Source organism: Pseudomonas sp. GW822-FHT04C11, from assembly GCF_058800905.1.
This window is the reverse complement of the sequence record NZ_JBXAMS010000005.1, coordinates 41970-59972: the sequence shown is the minus strand read 5'-3', so window position 1 is coordinate 59972 and position 18003 is coordinate 41970. Positions and strand designations below refer to the sequence as shown.

Below are 18003 nucleotides of genomic sequence, written 5' to 3'. Positions count from 1 at the left end.
TGCTTTACTCGTCGATCTCGGTGCCGTCAGTGGACGAAACCTCCATTTCACCTCGATCGATCACCTCTTGCACGCCGAAGTCGGTGCCCGTCCGTTCGAAGAAACCGATCAGCCGTAACAGGCTCTCCTCGGAAAATTGATTGCCTCTTAACGTGATGTTTTCAGCGAGCTCCACCGGCAGTTCCAATACATCGCTGGGAACTTCGGTGATGGCGTTGTCACTGAGGTCGGCCCAGTCCAGCTCTGTCATTTGCAGCAGGCCGTGCGGAATTTCGGTGATGCCGGTTTCATTCAGCAGCACGGTCGCCAGCCCTGTCATCTGGCTGAGGTCAGGCGTTCGCCCCAGAGGATTGCGGGCCAGATCGAGATAATCGAGCTGTTCCATGCCCGCCAGCGCGCTTACCGATTCCGCTGACAGACTGATGCGGCATTCCGGAAACGACAACGACCGCAGTTGCCCCATCTTGAACACGGCATCGGGAATGTTGCCCAGGTTGCAGTCGCGAAGCCTGAGGCTTTTGAGCTTGGGAAAGGACTCCAGAAAACTTCCGATGCGGGTTATGCCATCGGCGCTCAGTATCTCCAGTGACGTCACATGGCTGAAGTCGGCGCTCAGGGTCGGCAGCTCTCCATTGATGAGGAGGGGGATGACGAGTTCAAACGTGGGCTCAAGCGCCTCATTAAAATCATCCAGATCGGTTTCATGTCGCCAGCACTGTTCCAGCAATTGCTTGAACTCGTCGCGACTCGAGTGCTCGATGAGCTGTTGCTGTGCATTGAAAGGTTCACCGGTCAGCGGATGTCGGGCCGGCAGATCGGCCGTCCAGGCAGACAAGTCAGTGCTGAGCCGACTGAGCTCTGCTTCCAGGCTTGCCAGTTCAAGTCGACCGTCTTTCAGTGTGCCGGGCAACTCGTACACAAAGTCGCTCGCCTGCTCGACCTCCAGATTCGGGTACAGCGCCCTGACTCGTTCGATATCCGCCTCAGGGGCAGAGACCCCCAGGTCAAAGAGGGAGTCGACGTAGTGGCGCTTGATCCGTTGTCGCGCATTCTCGGAGAGTGGGTTATGCGTAAGAAACACGCTGTGTTTTTGGTACGCCGGACTGTCGAATAATTCGCGAGGCAGTTCGCTGATCCTGTTGCCGGAAAGTCTGGCGGTGTCGAGCTTGGGGTGGTGCATGATGCCGGCGGGAATGTCGGTCAGGCCGGTATGGCTCAGGTCAAGGTGAACGAGTTCGGGCATCGATTCGACGCTGGGCACCGCACTGAACGGATTGTTGAACAGATCCAGCATGACCAGTTTGTTCAATGAAGACAGTTTCGACCAGGTGACAGCGTCGAGCTGGATGCCGCAATCACTGAGCACCAGTGCGTCGAGGTTGGGCATTCGGGTAATGGCGTCGGGGAGGGTGGTCAGGGAGAAACGGCGCAAATCGAGACGGTGCAGACCTTTGAAGTTCTGCAGAAATCCGTGGAGGCCATGTGCCGCACGACTGCCCTCCAGAGACAGCAGTGACACATGACTGAAATCGGCAGTCAGTGTCGGCAGATCACCGAGTAATGGTTCTGCGAACCTGAGCACATACCGGCCGGTGCCATCTGGGGCGTCAAAGTCCCGATCGGATTGTCGGCGCCAGCTACGCTGGATTTCCTGGGCCAGTAACCGGCGATTGTGTTGTGCGACCTGTTGCTCCAGATCGCTGAGCGCAACCCTGGTTTCGGGGTGGGCGGTGGGCGTATCGGTTACCCAGGTTCCCAGGTCCCGATGCAGTTGTTCGAGCTCGTTGGCCAGGCGTGAGAGCTCTACGCGAGCGCCGTCGGGATGACGCTGTAGTGCCAGGACCATGGGCTCGAGTTCTTCCGCTGAAAGGCTGGGGTAAACCTCGCGAACCCTGTCGTTGAGGGTTGGCGTCGTGCGGTTGTTGCGACTGTAACCCTGCGTGCCACCCGGCAGGCGCATGGTTGTCGGGTCGTAGAACGGTTTTCGATGAGGGTGTTTTGCGAGCAGGGTGCGTAACGTCGGTTGGTCCGCAGCGTGTTCGGCGATGCGCTGTTTGAGGGCCTCACCGTCGTCGAGGGTGAAGCCCAATGCCGTGCGATCTGCATCCGGCAACGCCAGAAGGATGGCGTGATAAAAGTCGCCGGATGGTTTTTTGTTCTCGTGCACCTGGTAGGTGAAGTCATCAGCAAGCACCAGCGTTCTGAGGATCGGCGCGTCGGCCTGGCCAATGCTGTCGCGCAAGGTGCCGTCGTGCGAATAATCCCTCACCTCGATGCGCAGGCGCTCGGGCCAGCCGGGCAATGATTCGAGACTATGCAAAGCCAGTCGGTGGGTATCTGCCGACTCCATGCCTTCAAGATAAAACCCTTCATGGGCTCTGGTGACACGCACGGCCTCCATGGCTTTTAGCGCCACGTCCTTGAGTCGCTGCGGCACTCGACCGTTGTGCAGGCTCATCAGCTCGGTGCCTGTTGCATTGCTCAGCAGTTCTTGCGCGATGTCGGTCGGTAAGTTCTGAACTGTACCGAGCAGTAGCTGAACCTGCTGATCATCGGTTTTTTCAAGTTCGCGGTAGCGAGATTCGAACAGCGATTTGCGCTGGTTCAGGGCCTGATAATGCTCGGGTTGGTCGCTGCTGGTCTGCTCGATCAAGGCCCGGATGTCCCGATCGATCTTGAAGCGCTTGATGGTGTCGGTCAGCAGCGACGGCGGGCGATAGTTTTCGACGTGCGTTTCGCGCAATACGTTGTCGTGAAAGCCGCTGATCCGCAGGATCTGTTCGCGCTCGGCGCTGCTGAACGACTCGACGCTATGGCCGAGGCGACGCATGACGGTTTCCCGGTCCCAGCGCAGCGGTTGTTCGAGTCCGGTTTGCCAGGCGCCATGGTTGTTATGCCGCAGGGGCGGCTGATAAGCGTCGGTCCGACTCGGATGCTGAAGTGCAAACTGCCCGGTCTCGCTATTCAAGTGCACGGCATAGAGCTTGTCTTCAAGGGGCAGAAGGGTCTGGCCCTGGTGTCGATACAGGCCGAGGTGATCGGGTTTGGCTTCGGTCGGCAAGTTTGCGGCGTGCTCGTAAGGTGTCAGGTCCGGCTTCCAGTAACGTGTTTTGCTGTCGGCAGCCTTGGCGGGGATGAGTCGGTCGAACAGCGCCAGTGTGTCGCGGGGCAGCAGGGGTTTGATCTCTCCAACGGCAATGACGCCACCCACCGCGAATGTCCCCAGTTGAACGAGCGATTCGACGACGCCCATCAGGTGCCCGAACGCCTCTTTTTGCAGGCCTTCGGCCCAGTCGACGATGCCTTCAAAAGCCTCGTCGAGCAGTTGGTAGGCCATGTAGGCCAGTGTCAGTTCGCCGAGGAACGGAACAAAGGGCAGGGCGACGAACGCGGCCACTTCAAGGATCGTTGAGGCGACTTTGCTGAAGGCGTCCCACAGCGCCCATCGTGCGTTTTGGTCGGCGCTGGCGGTGGAGACGGCAATGGTGCGTGCGTCGTTGAGGATCTTGTTCAGTTGCCGCTGATAGAGGTGAGCCCATAGGTCGGCGTTGATCGGGTTCAGTGAAAATCGCAGATTGGGTTTGTCGATCGGCGTCTCTCGCCAGTTGGGCAGCGGGTCGCCGTGCTGATGCTGGTGCCAGGTTACGGCGTTCAGGCGGCGGTTGAGGTTGGCGAAAAAATGCCCCCTCTCCTGATGGTCAACGAACTGGCTGAAAAAACGCTGGTAGTTGGGTGAGCGCAGCTTGCGGGTCAGCTCCGTCATGAACGCCAGCGTGTCGGGATACTGTTTGACGGGATGTTCGGGGTCTTCCGGGAGATAGACCACGATCCGCGTTGCCTGGCGCGAGCGCTCAAGGTTGGGGGAGAAAATGACAATGCCGGTCAACGCCGAAGACATCATCGTCAGGTCATGGCAGTGCAACGGCTCGCCGTCCAGCTTCATGCCCGGGCGTCCCTCCAGGAAGCCGAGAATCGCGTCGCAGGTAGCGTTTTCAATATTCTGTCGCAGCAGGCCCTGGTGCAGTGCCGACTTGAGTGCGGCTTGCTGCGCGTTCTTGACGCTTGGCTTTAAAACGGCGTCGACCAGCGGATTGGTCACGCCCAGGTTGTCGTTGAGGTAGGCGCTGTACTGGCCGCCGATATCCAGTTCTCGGCACAGCCGGGTAAACCCGGCGATGGAGATGTGCTGCTTGATCGTTGGCAGCGTGTCGAACTGTCCCGTGGCGGAGGGTTCGGTGATGAAGGCCGAGGCCGGCTCGTAGGCGTCCACCTCAGTCTCCGATGCCTGGAAGTTGTGCAGGGCAGCGTCGAGCAATGACACTGTCCAGGTGCGCGCGGCACCGGATTTGACCGGGAGCCAGGGGATGGTCTGGGGGATGTACAGGCGCAGGAAGGTGCTCTTGACGTCCAGCTCCAGGCCGAAGCGGGTTTTCAACGCTTCGCTCAGCAGCGGTTCGGCGAAGGCGCGGGCGTTTTGCAGTTTGCTCAGCATCTGCTCCAGCGGGTTTCGATGGGACCAGTGTTCGGTGTTGAGTGCGTTCAGTGTCTGCAGTTGCAGGCGGGTCGCGTTGCGATACCGGTGAGGCGTTTCGAGCCTGGCGTTTTTCAGCGCGTTGCGCGTCTCGGGCGACGCTTGTAAGACCCAGGTCGGGAGGAGTGTGGAAAGGTGTTGGTAGTGGCTGTCCGGATGAGCGGCAAGCTCGTCGTCGTGTTGAGTCATGGGCCGATTCCTTGGCGTTTGAAGTAGACACAAGGAAAACAAACGGCGATGTGCTCCGTGCAGTACATAATTACCGTCCGGCTGGACAAGCCTGCCTATAACGTACTCCGGCAGTTTAAACTGCGCCTTTGCGACGCTATTTGTCGCATTGCCGTAAACCCGGGTCAAACCTGTGTTTGCGCTATAAGAAGTTGTCGCTTGGCGGCAAGGCCGGGCTGAAAACTGTCCTTACAATCCCCCTCATCGCTCGCCAGTTTCAGGCGGGTGTTTCTCATCAGGAGACTCCGATGTCCGTTGAGCACGCTGCGGTACAACGCGCCGATTTTGACCAGGTAATGGTTCCCAACTACGCGCCAGCCGCTTTCATTCCGGTACGTGGCGCCGGTTCCCGCGTTTGGGACCAGTCTGGCCGCGAGCTGATCGACTTCGCCGGCGGGATTGCGGTTAACGTATTGGGTCACGCCCACCCGGCACTGGTCGGTGCCTTGACCGAGCAAGCGAACAAGCTGTGGCACGTGTCCAACGTGTTCACCAATGAGCCGGCCTTGCGCCTGGCCCATAAGCTGATCGACGCGACCTTTGCCGAGCGCGTGTTCTTCTGCAACTCTGGCGCCGAAGCCAACGAGGCCGCCTTCAAGCTGGCCCGTCGTGTTGCCCACGATCGTTTCGGTTCAGAGAAATACGAAATCATCGCCGCGCTCAACAGCTTCCACGGTCGCACCCTGTTCACCGTGAACGTCGGTGGCCAGTCGAAGTACTCCGACGGTTTCGGCCCGAAAATCACCGGCATCACTCACGTCAAGTTCAACGATCTGGAAGCGCTCAAAGCCGCCATTTCCGACAAGACCTGCGCGGTAGTGCTGGAGCCGATCCAGGGCGAAGGCGGCGTATTGCCGGCTGATCTTGCGTACCTGCAAGGCGCTCGTGAGCTGTGCACCGCACACAACGCGCTGCTGATCTTCGACGAAGTACAAACCGGCATGGGCCGCAGCGGCGAGCTGTTCGCCTACCAGCATTACGGCGTGACGCCGGACATCCTGACCAGCGCCAAGAGCCTGGGCGGTGGTTTCCCGATCGCGGCGATGCTGACCAGCGAAGCGCTGGCCAAACACCTGGTTGTCGGCACCCACGGCACCACTTACGGCGGTAACCCGCTGGCGTGCGCCGTCGCTGAAGCGGTGATCGACGTGGTCAACACCCCTGAAGTGCTGAATGGCGTCAAAGCCAAACACGACCTGTTCAAGACTCGCCTGGAGCAAATCGGCGCCAAGTACGGCCTGTTCACTCAAGTGCGTGGCCTGGGCCTGTTGCTCGGTTGCGTCTTGAGCGAGGCCTGGAAAGGCAAGGCCAAGGACGTGTTCAACGCGGCTGAACGTGAAGGCTTGATGATTCTGCAAGCCGGCCCGGACGTGATTCGCTTCGCGCCAAGCCTGGTGGTTGAAGACGCGGACATCGAAGAGGGCCTGGAGCGCTTCGAACGCGCCGTGGCCAAACTGACTCAAGCCTGATAGTTCCTTCGACGCCTGATCATTAGGCGTCGAACCAAATTCTTATGCCGGGCCGGTTCTTATGTGGGAGCGAGCCTGTGTGGCGAGGGGGCTTGCCCCCGTTGGGGTGCGAAGCTCCCCTAAAACCAGTCACCACACTCTTGAATCAGAAAGTGGAGACCGGTTTACGATTGCTTCGCAATCGAACGGGGGCAAGCCCCCTCGCCACACAAGTTTGCTCCCACACTTGAGTCTGAGTGACTCAAGGCCGGCCCGGTTTATTTTCCTCAAAGAGTTTTTCGAGAAAGGAGTGACACCATGCTGGTGATGCGCCCCGCGCAAATGGCTGATCTGGGCGAGGTACAGCGTCTGGCTGCGGACAGCCCGATTGGTGTCACCTCCTTGCCGGATGATGTCGAACGCTTGAGCGACAAGATCGCCGCAAGCGAAGCGTCGTTCGCTGCCGAGGTCAGCTTCAACGGTGAAGAAAGCTATTTCTTCGTCCTCGAAGACACCGCCACCGGCAAACTGGTGGGCTGCTCGGCCATCGTCGCGTCGGCCGGCTATTCGGAGCCGTTCTACAGCTTCCGTAATGAAACCTTCGTGCACGCCTCTCGCGAGCTGAAGATTCATAACAAGATTCATGTGCTCTCCCAGTGCCACGACCTGACCGGCAACAGCCTGCTGACCAGTTTCTACGTGCTGCCGGAGCTGGTCGGTTCGCCTTGGTCGGAACTCAACTCTCGCGGTCGCCTGCTGTTCGTCGCCAGCCATCCGGAGCGTTTCGCGGATTCGGTGGTCACCGAGATCGTCGGCTACAGCGACGAAAATGGCGATTCGCCGTTCTGGGATGCCATCGGTCGCAACTTCTTCGACCTCAACTACGCCGAAGCCGAGCGTCTGTGCGGGCTCAAGAGTCGGACCTTTCTCGCTGAACTGATGCCGCATTACCCGATCTACGTGCCGCTGCTGCCGGACGCCGCCCAAGAGGCGATGGGCCAGGTGCACCCACGGGCGCAGATCACCTTCGACATCCTGATGCGCGAAGGCTTCGAGACTGATCACTACATCGACATTTTCGACGGCGGCCCAACCCTGCACGCACGTGTCTCGGGGATCCGTTCGATCGCCCAGAGCCGTGTGGTGCCGGTGAAAATCGGTGAGCCGGTCAAAGGTGCCGGTCGTCAGTACCTGGTGGCCAATGCTCAGTTGCAGGATTACCGCGCGGTATTGCTCGAGCTGGATTATGCGCCGGGCAAACCGGTAACCCTGGATCTTGAAGCCGCCGAGGCCTTGGGTGTCGGTGAAGGTGCCAGCGTGCGCCTGGTGGCAGTTTAAGGGCCGATTTCAGGCTTAAGAGCAGAGAGTTTTACGGGTGGCCTGAGCGACCCGTTTGAGGAGATAGCATGATCGTTCGTCCCGTACGCAGCAGCGATTTACCCGCGCTGATCGACCTGGCCCGCAGCACCGGCACCGGCCTGACCACCTTGCCGGCCAACGAAGAGCGTCTGGCTCATCGGGTTGGCTGGGCCGAAAAGACCTTTCGCGGCGAAGCGGGGCGCGGCGACGCGGACTACCTGTTCGTGCTCGAAGACGATAACGGTCGCGTGGTGGGAATTTCCGCGATTGCCGGCGCTGTCGGCCTGCGTGAGCCTTGGTATAACTTTCGGGTCGGTCTGACCGTCAGCGCGTCGCAAGAGCTGAACATCTATCGCGAAATCCCGACGCTGTTCCTGGCCAACGACCTGACCGGTAATTCCGAGTTGTGCTCGTTGTTCCTGCACGCCGATTACCGTTCTGGCCTCAATGGCCGCATGTTGGCCAAGGCGCGGATGCTGTTCATCGCCGAATTCCCGCAGCTGTTCGGCAACAAGATCATCGCCGAAATGCGCGGTGTGTCCGATGAAGCCGGCCGCTCGCCGTTCTGGGAAAGCCTGGGGCGGCACTTCTTTAAAATGGAATTCAGCCAGGCCGATTACCTGACGGGCGTGGGCAACAAGGCGTTCATCGCCGAGCTGATGCCGAAATTCCCGTTGTACACCTGCTTCCTCTCTGAAGACGCGCGCAATGTGATCGGCAAGGTTCACCCTGACACCGAGCCGGCGCTGGCGATGCTCAAGAGCGAAGGCTTCAGCTACCAGGGTTACGTCGACATCTTCGACGCAGGTCCTGCCGTTGAATGCGAAACCGGCAAGATCCGCGCGGTCCGCGACAGCCAGGCGCTGGTACTGGCCATCGGCACTCCGGGTGATGACGCCACACCATTTTTGATTCACAACCGCAAACGCGAAGACTGCCGGATCACTGCCGCTCCCGCACGCTTTGCTGCCGGTACCCTGGTGGTCGACCCGTTGACCGCCAAACGTCTTCAACTCAATGCCGGCGATCAAGTACGTGCCGTGCCGTTGTCTGCTGCTCGGGAGTCGAAATAATGAATTCGCTATACATCGCCGGTGAATGGCTGGCGGGCCAGGGTGACATGTTCGAATCGCTGAACCCGGTCACCCAGCAAGTGCTGTGGTCGGGGCAGGGCGCCAGCGCTGCTCAGGTCGAAAGCGCCGTGCAAGCCGCACGGCAGGCCTTCCCGGCCTGGGCCAAACGTTCCCTGGAAGATCGCATCGGCGTGCTGGAAGCCTTTGCCGCCAGCCTGAAAAAACACGCTGACGAACTGGCTCACTGCATCGGTGAAGAAACCGGTAAGCCGCTGTGGGAAGCCGCGACTGAAGTGACCAGCATGGTCAACAAGATTGCTATTTCGGTGCAGAGCTACCGCGAGCGTACCGGCGAAAAGAGCGGCCCGCTGGGCGACGCCACTGCCGTGCTGCGCCACAAGCCTCACGGCGTGGTGGCGGTGTTTGGTCCTTACAACTTCCCTGGGCATTTGCCGAACGGTCACATTGTTCCGGCGCTGTTGGCCGGTAACAGTGTGCTGTTCAAGCCAAGCGAGCTGACCCCGAAAGTCGCCGAGCTGACGGTCAAGTGCTGGATCGAAGCCGGCCTGCCTGCTGGCGTGCTGAACCTGCTGCAAGGCGCGCGTGAAACCGGGATCGCCCTGGCGGCCAATCCGGGTATCGACGGTCTGTTCTTTACCGGCTCCAGCCGTACCGGCAACCACTTGCATGCGCAGTTCTCTGGTCGTCCGGACAAGATCCTCGCGCTGGAGATGGGCGGCAACAACCCGCTGGTGGTCGATCAGGTCGCAGACCTCGACGCTGCGGTGTACACCATTATTCAGTCGGCGTTCATTTCTGCCGGTCAGCGTTGCACCTGCGCCCGTCGCTTGCTGGTACCGCAAGGCGCCTGGGGCGACACGCTGCTGGCGCGTCTGGTGGCGGTCAGTGCGACCATTGACGTCGGCGCGTTCGATCAGCAACCGGCACCGTTCATGGGCTCGGTGGTTTCGCTGGCCGCTGCCAAGGCACTGATGGATGCGCAAGAACACTTGCTCGCCAACGGCGCCGTGCCGCTGCTGAAAATGACCCAGCCACAGGCCAACGCAGCGTTGCTGACCCCGGGCATTCTTGACGTGAGCGCAGTTGCCGATCGTCCTGACGAAGAGCTGTTCGGCCCGTTGCTGCAAGTGATCCGTTACGCTGATTTCGAGGCGGCGATCGCGGAAGCCAACAACACCCAATACGGTCTGGCAGCAGGTTTGCTGTCGGATTCCGAAGCGCGTTATCAGCAGTTCTGGCTGGAAAGCCGCGCCGGTATCGTCAACTGGAACAAGCAGCTGACCGGCGCCGCGAGCAGCGCACCGTTCGGCGGTGTGGGTGCCTCGGGCAACCATCGCGCCAGTGCCTATTACGCCGCGGATTACTGCGCGTACCCGGTGGCCTCGCTGGAAACCCCAAGCCTGACCCTGCCGGCCGCCCTGACCCCAGGCGTGCGGATGTCGTAAGACGCTTTTTGTAGCAGCTGCCGCAGGCTGCGTTCGGCCGCGAAGCGGTCGCAATTCAGGCGATCGGGGTTCTGATCCAGGAACACGGTGTGCCGTTTTACGACCGCTTCGCGGCCGAACGTAGCCTTCGGCAACTGCTACGGGAATGTGGCCTGACTTTTAGCTACTTGATGCCTATAAAAACCAGATTCGTGGAGCCTCGCTGATGAAATCCTATGAAGTCAATTTTGACGGTCTAGTGGGGCCGACCCATAACTACGGCGGCCTGTCCTACGGCAACGTCGCGTCCCAGAGCAACAGCCAGCAGTCTTCCAATCCGAAGGAAGCAGCGCTGCAAGGCCTGGCGAAAATGAAAGCGCTGATGGAAATGGGCTTTCAGCAAGGCGTTCTCGCGCCGCAAGAACGTCCGGATGTCGGCGCGCTGCGTAGCCTGGGTTTCAGCGGCACCGACGCTCAAGTAATCGAGCAGGCGGCCAAACAGGCGATGCCGTTGCTGGTTGCCAGCTGCTCGGCGTCGAGCATGTGGGTGGCCAACGCCGCCACCGTCAGCCCGAGCGCTGATACCGCAGACGGTCGTGTGCACTTCACTGCCGCCAACCTCAACTGCAAATATCACCGCAGCATCGAGCACCCGACCACCAGCCGCGTGCTGGGGGCGATGTTCGCCGACCAGAAGCACTTCGCCCACCACGCAGCGTTGCCTGCCGTGGCGCAGTTCGGTGATGAAGGCGCAGCCAACCACACACGCTTCTGCCGTGAATACGGCGAAGCCGGTGTCGAGTTCTTCGTGTTCGGTCGCAGCGCGTTCGATACCCGCTACCCGGCGCCGCAGAAGTACCCGGCGCGTCAGACCCTTGAAGCGTCGCAAGCGGTTGCCCGTCTGCATGGCTTGAGCGAAGACGGTGTGGTGTTCGCCCAGCAGAATCCTTCGGTGATCGACCAGGGCGTGTTTCACAACGATGTGATCGCGGTGGGTAACGGCGAAGCGCTGTTCTATCACGAGGACGCGTTCCTCGACACCGAGCAGATGCTGGCGGAACTGTCGGCCAAGCTGGCCAAGCGTGGCGGTCAGTTCAAGGCGATCTGCGTACCGCGTTCCCAGGTGTCGGTCGAAGACGCCGTGCGTTCTTACCTGTTCAACAGCCAGTTGCTCTCGCGCGCTGACGGTTCGATGCTGCTGATCGTGCCGCAAGAGTGCCAGAACAACCCGCGCGTCTGGCAGTACCTGCAAGAGCTGACCAGCTCTGGCGGCCTGATTCGCGAAGTGAAAGTCTTCGATCTCAAGCAAAGCATGCAGAACGGCGGTGGCCCGGCTTGCCTGCGGTTACGTGTCGCACTGAATGAAACCGAGCTGGCGGCGGTCAACCCAGGGGTTATCATGACCCCGCCGTTGTATGGCACGCTGACCCAATGGGTCGACAAGCACTACCGTGACCGCATGACCGAAAGCGATCTGGCGGACCCACAATTGTTGCTTGAGTGCCGGACGGCACTGGATGAACTGACGCAAATCCTTAAACTGGGCGCGGTTTATCCATTCCAGATCAATTGAAAGCCCGCGTCCTGCTCATGAAGAGTCGGACGCGTTGCTTTATCTCCCGATGAGAACGTAAAAATGAGCGATACCCTGCAGCTGATTCTTGAAGACACCGACGGCACTCAGCTGGAAACCTCTTGCACCCGCGTTGCGGTAATGTGGCAGGGCAAAGAGTTGTGGATCCAGCACGACGGCCGTGGCCAGCTGCTGATCGGCGTTGACGTCGAAGAAGGCGATGCCGAATACGCGAACCTGCTGCTGCGCCCATTGGCGACTAATCTGGTAAGTCTGCAACTGGAAATGGAACCGGCTGAAATCGGTGACGAAGACCACGTGCACGGCCCGGATTGCAAACACGATCACTAAGGAATTCGCTCTATGCTCGCCCTCGGCAAACTGCTTGAACTGACCCTCGCCGGCCGTGAACCGGCGGAGAAGACTCAACTGACTGTCGAAGGCGTGCGGATGCGCTGGCTGAGCGAAGGAGCGCTGGAAGTCCGGCCTCCCGAGGCTCGTGACAATGGCCTGGACTTGCTGTTGTCTGCCGGCATCCACGGTAACGAAACAGCGCCGATCGAGTTACTCGATCGCCTGTTGCATGACATCGCCCGCGGAGAGTTGAAGCCGCGCGCACGTATTCTGTTCCTGTTCGGCAACCCTGACGCCATGCGTCGCGGCGAGCGTTTTATCGAGCAGGACGTCAATCGGCTGTTCAACGGCCGTCACGAACTCAGCAGTGGCTCTGAAGCACTGCGAGCCTGTGAGCTGGAGCGTCTGGCAGCGAGTTTCTTCAATCTGCCCGACCGCGCCCGGTTGCACTACGATCTGCACACCGCGATCCGTGGCTCGAAGATCGAGCAGTTCGCGCTGTATCCCTGGAAAGAAGGTCGTCAGCATTCCCGTCATGAACTGGCTCGCCTGCGCGCTGCCGGCATGGAGGCGGTGCTGTTGCAGAACAAACCGTCCATCGTTTTCAGTTCGTACACCTACGACAAGCTCGATGCCGAGTCTTTCACCCTTGAGTTGGGCAAGGCCCGGCCGTTCGGGCAGAACGACGGGGTCAACGTCTCGCGCCTTGAAACCCTTTTGAAGCAGATCATCGAAGGCACCGAACCGGAGTCTGCAGAAGAGAGCCTGGATGGCTTGCAGCTGTTCAGCGTGGCGCGGGAAATCATCAAGCACAGCGACAGCTTCCACTTGAACCTGCCGGCGGACATCGAGAACTTCTCGGAGTTGAAAAAGGGTTATCTGCTGGCCGAAGACATCGCCCAGACCCGCTGGATCGTCGAGGAGGAGGGTGCGCGAATCATCTTCCCGAACCCGAAAGTCAAAAACGGCCTGCGCGCCGGTATCCTGATTGTCCCGACCACCGACGACGATCTAGCCTGAGACCAGCATCTCGATCCCGATAAAGATCTAATGTGGGAGCGGGCTTGCTCGCGAATGCGGTTTAACATTCAACAATGATGTTGGCTGTCAGTCAGCTTTCGCGAGCAAGCCCGCTCCCACAGGATCGGCGTTTACACCGCTACCGCGCGGTGCTCGCTACGACGCAAGGCACGCATCTTGTGCAGCGTGTCGGCGCAGGTCTTTGCCGCTTCCTGGCCCTTGTGCACGAAGTGCTCAAAGAAGAACTTCTGGTGCTCTTCGCCGGCATGGAAGTGGTGCGGGGTCAGCACGACCGAGAACACCGGCACTTCAGTTTCCAGCTGAACCTGCATCAGGCCGCTGATCACCGACTGGGCAACGAACTCGTGACGGTAGATGCCGCCGTCAACCACCAAGCCTGCAGCGACGATGCCCGCGTAACGGCCGGATTTGGCCAGCAGCTTGGCGTGCAGTGGAATTTCAAAGGCGCCGCCGACTTCAAAAAATTCGATATCCGATTCCTGATAACCCTGGGCGATCATCTCGCTGACGAAGCCCTTACGGCTCTGATCAACGATTTCCTTGTGCCAGCACGCCTGGATAAACGCTACGCGCTCGCCCTGATGGTTTTTGCTTTTGCTATCGATTGCGGTGGGTTGCATCTGTTCTGACTCCTGTTTGTGTGAAAAACAGGGCGTTATGAATCGAATGGGATTTAAGGGTACGTGCAGGTCAGCCGTGCAGAGTATGCGCGTTGCCCACGGACGGCCCTTTGGTGCCAATCCCGTTCTCTCTTCATCCGGACTATGACCGTCGGCCCCGGGATCACACCGGGTCTGCTGACCTTGCCGTCACCTGCTGCCGAAGCATCAGTGACACCAAGCGCTCGCGGGCTATGCGCATTGCGCGCAATTACCGCCGGTGGGGAGTTGCACCCCGCCCTGAGAACGTTTTGCTGCCAGGTTTTCTGGCGGCGGAGAGTTTTTAACACATATTTGTGGGCTGCGCATGGCTGCTTTCTGATGATATACATCGGTTTTTCCGTTGGCTTGAACCGGCTTTTCCGGTCCGGGCCTTGATTAATCGCGGCGTTGGCCGCAGTAATCCCCTTCGAAAGAGATTTCCTTTATCAGCAGCGACGTTAGCGTCCTATTCCGAGGCCTGATTCATGAGCGTTATCGATCTTCGTAGCGACACCGTCACCCAACCGACCGCAGGGATGCTCGACGCGATGGCCAACGCGGCCACCGGGGATGACGTCTACGGCGAAGATCCGACGGTCAATCAGCTTGAGGCCGAACTGGCCAGGCGTTTGGGCTTTGCAGCGGCGCTGTTCGTGCCGACGGGCACCATGAGTAATCTGCTGGGGTTGATGGCCCACTGTGAGCGCGGTGACGAGTACATCGTCGGCCAGCAGGCACACACGTATAAGTACGAAGGTGGCGGGGCCGCGGTGCTGGGCTCGATCCAGCCGCAGCCGCTGGAAGTTCAAGCCGATGGTTCGCTGGACCTGGCTCAGGTGGCAGCGGCGATCAAGCCGGACGACTTCCACTTCGCCCGGACCCGTTTGCTGGCGCTGGAAAACACCATGCAAGGCAAGGTATTGCCGCTGGAGTATCTGGCGCGGGCTCGCAGTTTTACCCGTGAGCACGGTCTGTCGCTGCACCTGGACGGCGCGCGGTTGTACAACGCAGCGGTCAAGCTGGGCGTCGATGCACGGGAAATCACCCGGCACTTCGATTCGGTGTCGGTGTGCCTGTCCAAAGGCCTCGGCGCGCCGATCGGTTCGGTGCTCTGTGGTTCGGCCGAGTTGATCGGCAAGGCCCGGCGCCTGCGCAAGATGGTGGGTGGCGGCATGCGTCAGGCCGGCATTCTTGCGGCGGCCGGCTTGTATGCACTGGATCACAACGTGCAACGCCTGGCGGACGACCACTCCAACGCGCAGTTTCTGGCTGAAGGTCTGAGCGCGGCGGGGTATACAGTCGAACCTGTACAGACCAACATGGTTTACGTGCAGATGGGTGATAAGTGCGAGGCGCTCAAGGCGTTTGCCGGTGAGCGCGGGATCAAACTCAGCGCCGCCTCACGTTTGCGCATGGTCACTCACATGGACGTCAACCGGGCGCAGATCGAGCAGGTAATCGCGACTTTCGTCGAGTTTTCTCAAAACTGAAGGTGTTAGCCGTCCAATTGACTGTCTGTATCGTACAAACACACTGTACCTGCACACTAACGCCGATATAATGCGGCCCTTTGCCGTCGCTTCGTCTGTTGACGATTCGCACAGGCCTTTGGCCGCAGCCTCCGTGGAAGAACCTAATGAAAAGCGCAGAAATCCGTGAAGCCTTCCTTCGCTTCTTCGAAGAGCAAGGCCACACCCGTGTAGCCTCCAGCTCTTTGATTCCGGGCAACGACCCAACCCTGCTGTTCACTAACGCGGGGATGAACCAGTTCAAGGACTGCTTTCTGGGCCAGGAAAAGCGCGCCTATACCCGCGCCGTCAGCAGCCAGAAGTGCGTTCGCGCCGGTGGCAAGCACAACGACCTGGAAAACGTCGGTTATACCGCTCGTCACCACACCTTCTTCGAAATGCTGGGTAACTTCAGCTTCGGTGACTACTTCAAGCGTGATGCGATCACCTACGCCTGGACCTTCCTGACCTCCGACAAGTGGCTGAACCTGCCGAAGGAAAAGCTCTGGGTCACGGTCTACGCCAGCGATGACGAGGCCTACGACATCTGGACCAAGGAAGTCGGGGTTCCGGCCGAGCGCATGGTTCGCATCGGCGACAACAAAGGCGCACCGTACGCCTCCGACAACTTCTGGACCATGGGCGATACCGGCCCGTGCGGTCCTTGCACCGAGATTTTCTACGATCACGGCGCCGACATCTGGGGTGGCCCACCGGGTTCGCCAGAGGAAGACGGCGACCGTTACATCGAAATCTGGAACAACGTGTTCATGCAGTTCAACCGCACCGCCGATGGCGTGTTGCACCCGTTGCCAGCACCGTCGGTGGATACCGGCATGGGGCTGGAGCGGATCAGTGCCGTGCTGCAGCACGTTCACTCGAACTATGAAATCGACCTGTTCCAGAGCCTGCTGAGCGCTTCGGCCAAGGCCATCGGTTGCACCAACGACAACCAGGCTTCGCTGAAAGTCGTGGCTGACCACATTCGTTCCTGCGGTTTCCTGATCGCCGACGGCGTGCTGCCGTCCAACGAAGGTCGCGGCTACGTGCTGCGCCGGATCATTCGTCGCGCTTGCCGTCACGGCAACAAGCTGGGCGCCAAGGGCAGTTTCTTCTATCAGATCGTCGGCGCACTGGTTGCCGAGATGGGCGAAGCCTTCCCTGAGCTGAAATCCCAGCAGGCGCACATCGAGCGCGTGCTGAAAGCCGAAGAAGAGCAGTTCGCCAAAACCCTGGAGCAGGGCCTGAAGATCCTCGAGCAGGATCTGGCCGAACTCAAAGGCAACGTGGTGCCAGGCGACGTGGTGTTCAAGCTGTACGACACCTACGGTTTCCCGATGGACCTGACCGGCGACATCGCGCGTGAGCGCAACCTGACCATCGACGAAGAGGGCTTTGAGCGCGAAATGGAAGCCCAGCGCGTCCGTGCCCGTTCGGCCAGTTCCTTCGGCATGGACTACAACAGCCTGGTCAAGGTTGATGTGGCCACCGAGTTCACCGGTTACACCGCTCACAGCGGTTCGGCAAAAATCGTTGCTCTGTATAAAGACGGGCAATCGGTCGACGTATTGAGCGAAGGCGAAGAGGGCGTGGTCGTTCTCGATCAGACGCCGTTCTATGCGGAATCCGGCGGTCAGATCGGTGACTGCGGTTACCTGCAGGCAGGCGCTGCGCGTTTCGACGTGCGCGACACCACCAAGACTGGCGGTGCATTCCTGCACCACGGTGTGCTGGATTCGGGCAGCCTGACCATTGGCTCGCCGGTTCAGGCCCAGGTGGATGCCGAGGTGCGTCACGCCACTTCGCTGAACCACTCCGCCACGCACTTGCTGCACGCGGCATTGCGTCAGGTGCTGGGCGAGCACGTTCAGCAAAAAGGCTCACTGGTCGACAGTCAGCGTCTACGCTTTGACTTCAGCCACTTTGAAGCGATCAAGCCTGAACAGCTGAAAGCGCTGGAAGAAATCGTCAACGCCGAAATTCGCAAGAACTCCGAAGTTGAAACCGAAGAAACCGATATCGACACCGCCAAGCAGAAAGGCGCCATGGCGCTGTTCGGCGAGAAGTACGGCGACAGCGTGCGCGTACTGAGCATGGGCGACTTCTCCGTCGAGCTGTGCGGTGGTATCCATGCCAATCGTACCGGCGACATCGGCCTGCTGAAAATCATCAGCGAAGGCGGCGTGGCTTCTGGCGTGCGTCGTATCGAAGCGGTGACAGGCGCTGCGGCACTGGCTTACCTGAACGCTGCGGAAGAGCAACTCAAGGAAGCGGCCAACCTGGTCAAGGGCAGCCGCGACAACCTGATCGACAAGCTGTCGGCTGTGCTTGAGCGCAACCGTCTGCTGGAAAAGCAACTCGAGCAGTTGCAAGCCAAGGCCGCCAGTGCGGCGGGCGACGACCTGTCGGCTTCTGCCCAGGACGTCAAAGGCGTGAAAGTACTGGCCGTGCGTCTCGACGGTCAGGACGGCAAGGCGCTGCTGGCGCTGGTCGATCAACTGAAGAACAAACTCGGCCGCGCAGTGATCCTGCTCGGCAGTGTCCATGAGGAAAAGGTCGTGCTGGTTGCGGGTGTAACCAAGGACCTGACTGGCCAACTCAAAGCCGGTGATTTGATGAAGCAAGCCGCTGCAGCAGTGGGCGGGAAGGGCGGTGGTCGTCCAGACATGGCGCAAGGCGGCGGTACCGACGCTGGCGCACTGGATGCTGCACTGGCCCTGACCGTGCCGTTTGTAGAGCAGGGTATTTAAGGCTGCGTGCCGAGCCCGTCGTCTAGTGGCGGGCTTCGCAGCTGTTTGAGTG

At 60.0% G+C, this 18003-nt stretch carries 11 protein-coding genes and 1 riboswitch; of the genes, 9 read left to right on the top strand and 2 right to left on the bottom strand.

What is annotated here, in order from left to right; genetic code table 11:
• Positions 1 to 4 precede the first annotated feature (4 nt).
• On the bottom strand, positions 5 to 4720 hold the full coding sequence (locus AC1RJ3_RS09995; RefSeq protein WP_493078701.1) for a dermonecrotic toxin domain-containing protein: 4716 nt from the start codon (positions 4718 to 4720) through the stop codon (positions 5 to 7).
• 287 nt (positions 4721 to 5007) lie between these two features.
• On the opposite strand from AC1RJ3_RS09995, the gene AC1RJ3_RS09990 reads away from it, so the two are divergent.
• The 7 genes from AC1RJ3_RS09990 to astE all read left to right on the top strand — a co-directional run bounded on the left by AC1RJ3_RS09990 (position 5008) and on the right by astE (position 13031).
• The gene (locus AC1RJ3_RS09990) at positions 5008 to 6228 is read left to right on the top strand and encodes an aspartate aminotransferase family protein (RefSeq protein WP_493078699.1); all 1221 of its coding nucleotides are present in this window, start codon (positions 5008 to 5010) and stop codon (positions 6226 to 6228) included.
• Between the two features lie 297 nt (positions 6229 to 6525).
• Positions 6526 to 7545 carry an arginine/ornithine succinyltransferase subunit alpha gene (aruF, locus tag AC1RJ3_RS09985; protein ID WP_019693162.1) on the top strand — a complete coding sequence of 340 codons (1020 nt, stop codon included), beginning with the start codon at positions 6526 to 6528 and terminating at the stop codon, positions 7543 to 7545.
• Positions 7546 to 7613: 68 nt separating this feature from the next.
• The gene (astA, locus tag AC1RJ3_RS09980) at positions 7614 to 8639 is read left to right on the top strand and encodes an arginine N-succinyltransferase (protein WP_054593619.1); all 1026 of its coding nucleotides are present in this window, start codon (positions 7614 to 7616) and stop codon (positions 8637 to 8639) included.
• Positions 8636 to 10105 (top strand): succinylglutamate-semialdehyde dehydrogenase, encoded by a 1470-nt coding sequence (gene astD / locus AC1RJ3_RS09975; RefSeq protein ID WP_177474847.1) that lies wholly within the window; start codon positions 8636 to 8638, stop codon positions 10103 to 10105. Before astA ends, astD begins: the two co-directional genes overlap by 4 nt.
• A gap of 205 nt (positions 10106 to 10310) precedes the next feature.
• Positions 10311 to 11657 carry an N-succinylarginine dihydrolase gene (gene astB, locus AC1RJ3_RS09970; RefSeq protein WP_054593617.1) on the top strand — a complete coding sequence of 449 codons (1347 nt, stop codon included), beginning with the start codon at positions 10311 to 10313 and terminating at the stop codon, positions 11655 to 11657.
• Between the two features lie 63 nt (positions 11658 to 11720).
• On the top strand, positions 11721 to 12008 hold the full coding sequence (locus AC1RJ3_RS09965) for a hypothetical protein (protein WP_019693158.1): 288 nt from the start codon (positions 11721 to 11723) through the stop codon (positions 12006 to 12008).
• A 12-nt stretch (positions 12009 to 12020) separates the two neighbouring features.
• Entirely contained in the window at positions 12021 to 13031 is a 1011-nt protein-coding gene (gene astE / locus AC1RJ3_RS09960) for a succinylglutamate desuccinylase (RefSeq protein WP_493078696.1), read from the top strand.
• A gap of 131 nt (positions 13032 to 13162) precedes the next feature.
• Here the strand turns inward: astE and AC1RJ3_RS09955 are convergent, their stop codons facing one another.
• The gene (locus AC1RJ3_RS09955; protein ID WP_493078694.1) at positions 13163 to 13672 is read right to left on the bottom strand and encodes a 6,7-dimethyl-8-ribityllumazine synthase; all 510 of its coding nucleotides are present in this window, start codon (positions 13670 to 13672) and stop codon (positions 13163 to 13165) included.
• A 120-nt stretch (positions 13673 to 13792) separates the two neighbouring features.
• Positions 13793 to 13963: riboswitch (FMN riboswitch) on the bottom strand.
• A gap of 215 nt (positions 13964 to 14178) precedes the next feature.
• Between AC1RJ3_RS09955 and ltaE the strand changes: the two genes are divergently transcribed.
• Together ltaE and alaS are read left to right on the top strand one after the other, a co-directional pair.
• Positions 14179 to 15183 (top strand): low-specificity L-threonine aldolase, encoded by a 1005-nt coding sequence (gene ltaE / locus AC1RJ3_RS09950; RefSeq protein ID WP_493078692.1) that lies wholly within the window; start codon positions 14179 to 14181, stop codon positions 15181 to 15183.
• A 146-nt stretch (positions 15184 to 15329) separates the two neighbouring features.
• Positions 15330 to 17951 (top strand): alanine--tRNA ligase, encoded by a 2622-nt coding sequence (gene alaS / locus AC1RJ3_RS09945; RefSeq protein WP_054593613.1) that lies wholly within the window; start codon positions 15330 to 15332, stop codon positions 17949 to 17951.
• The last annotated feature ends 52 nt before the right edge of the window (positions 17952 to 18003 follow it).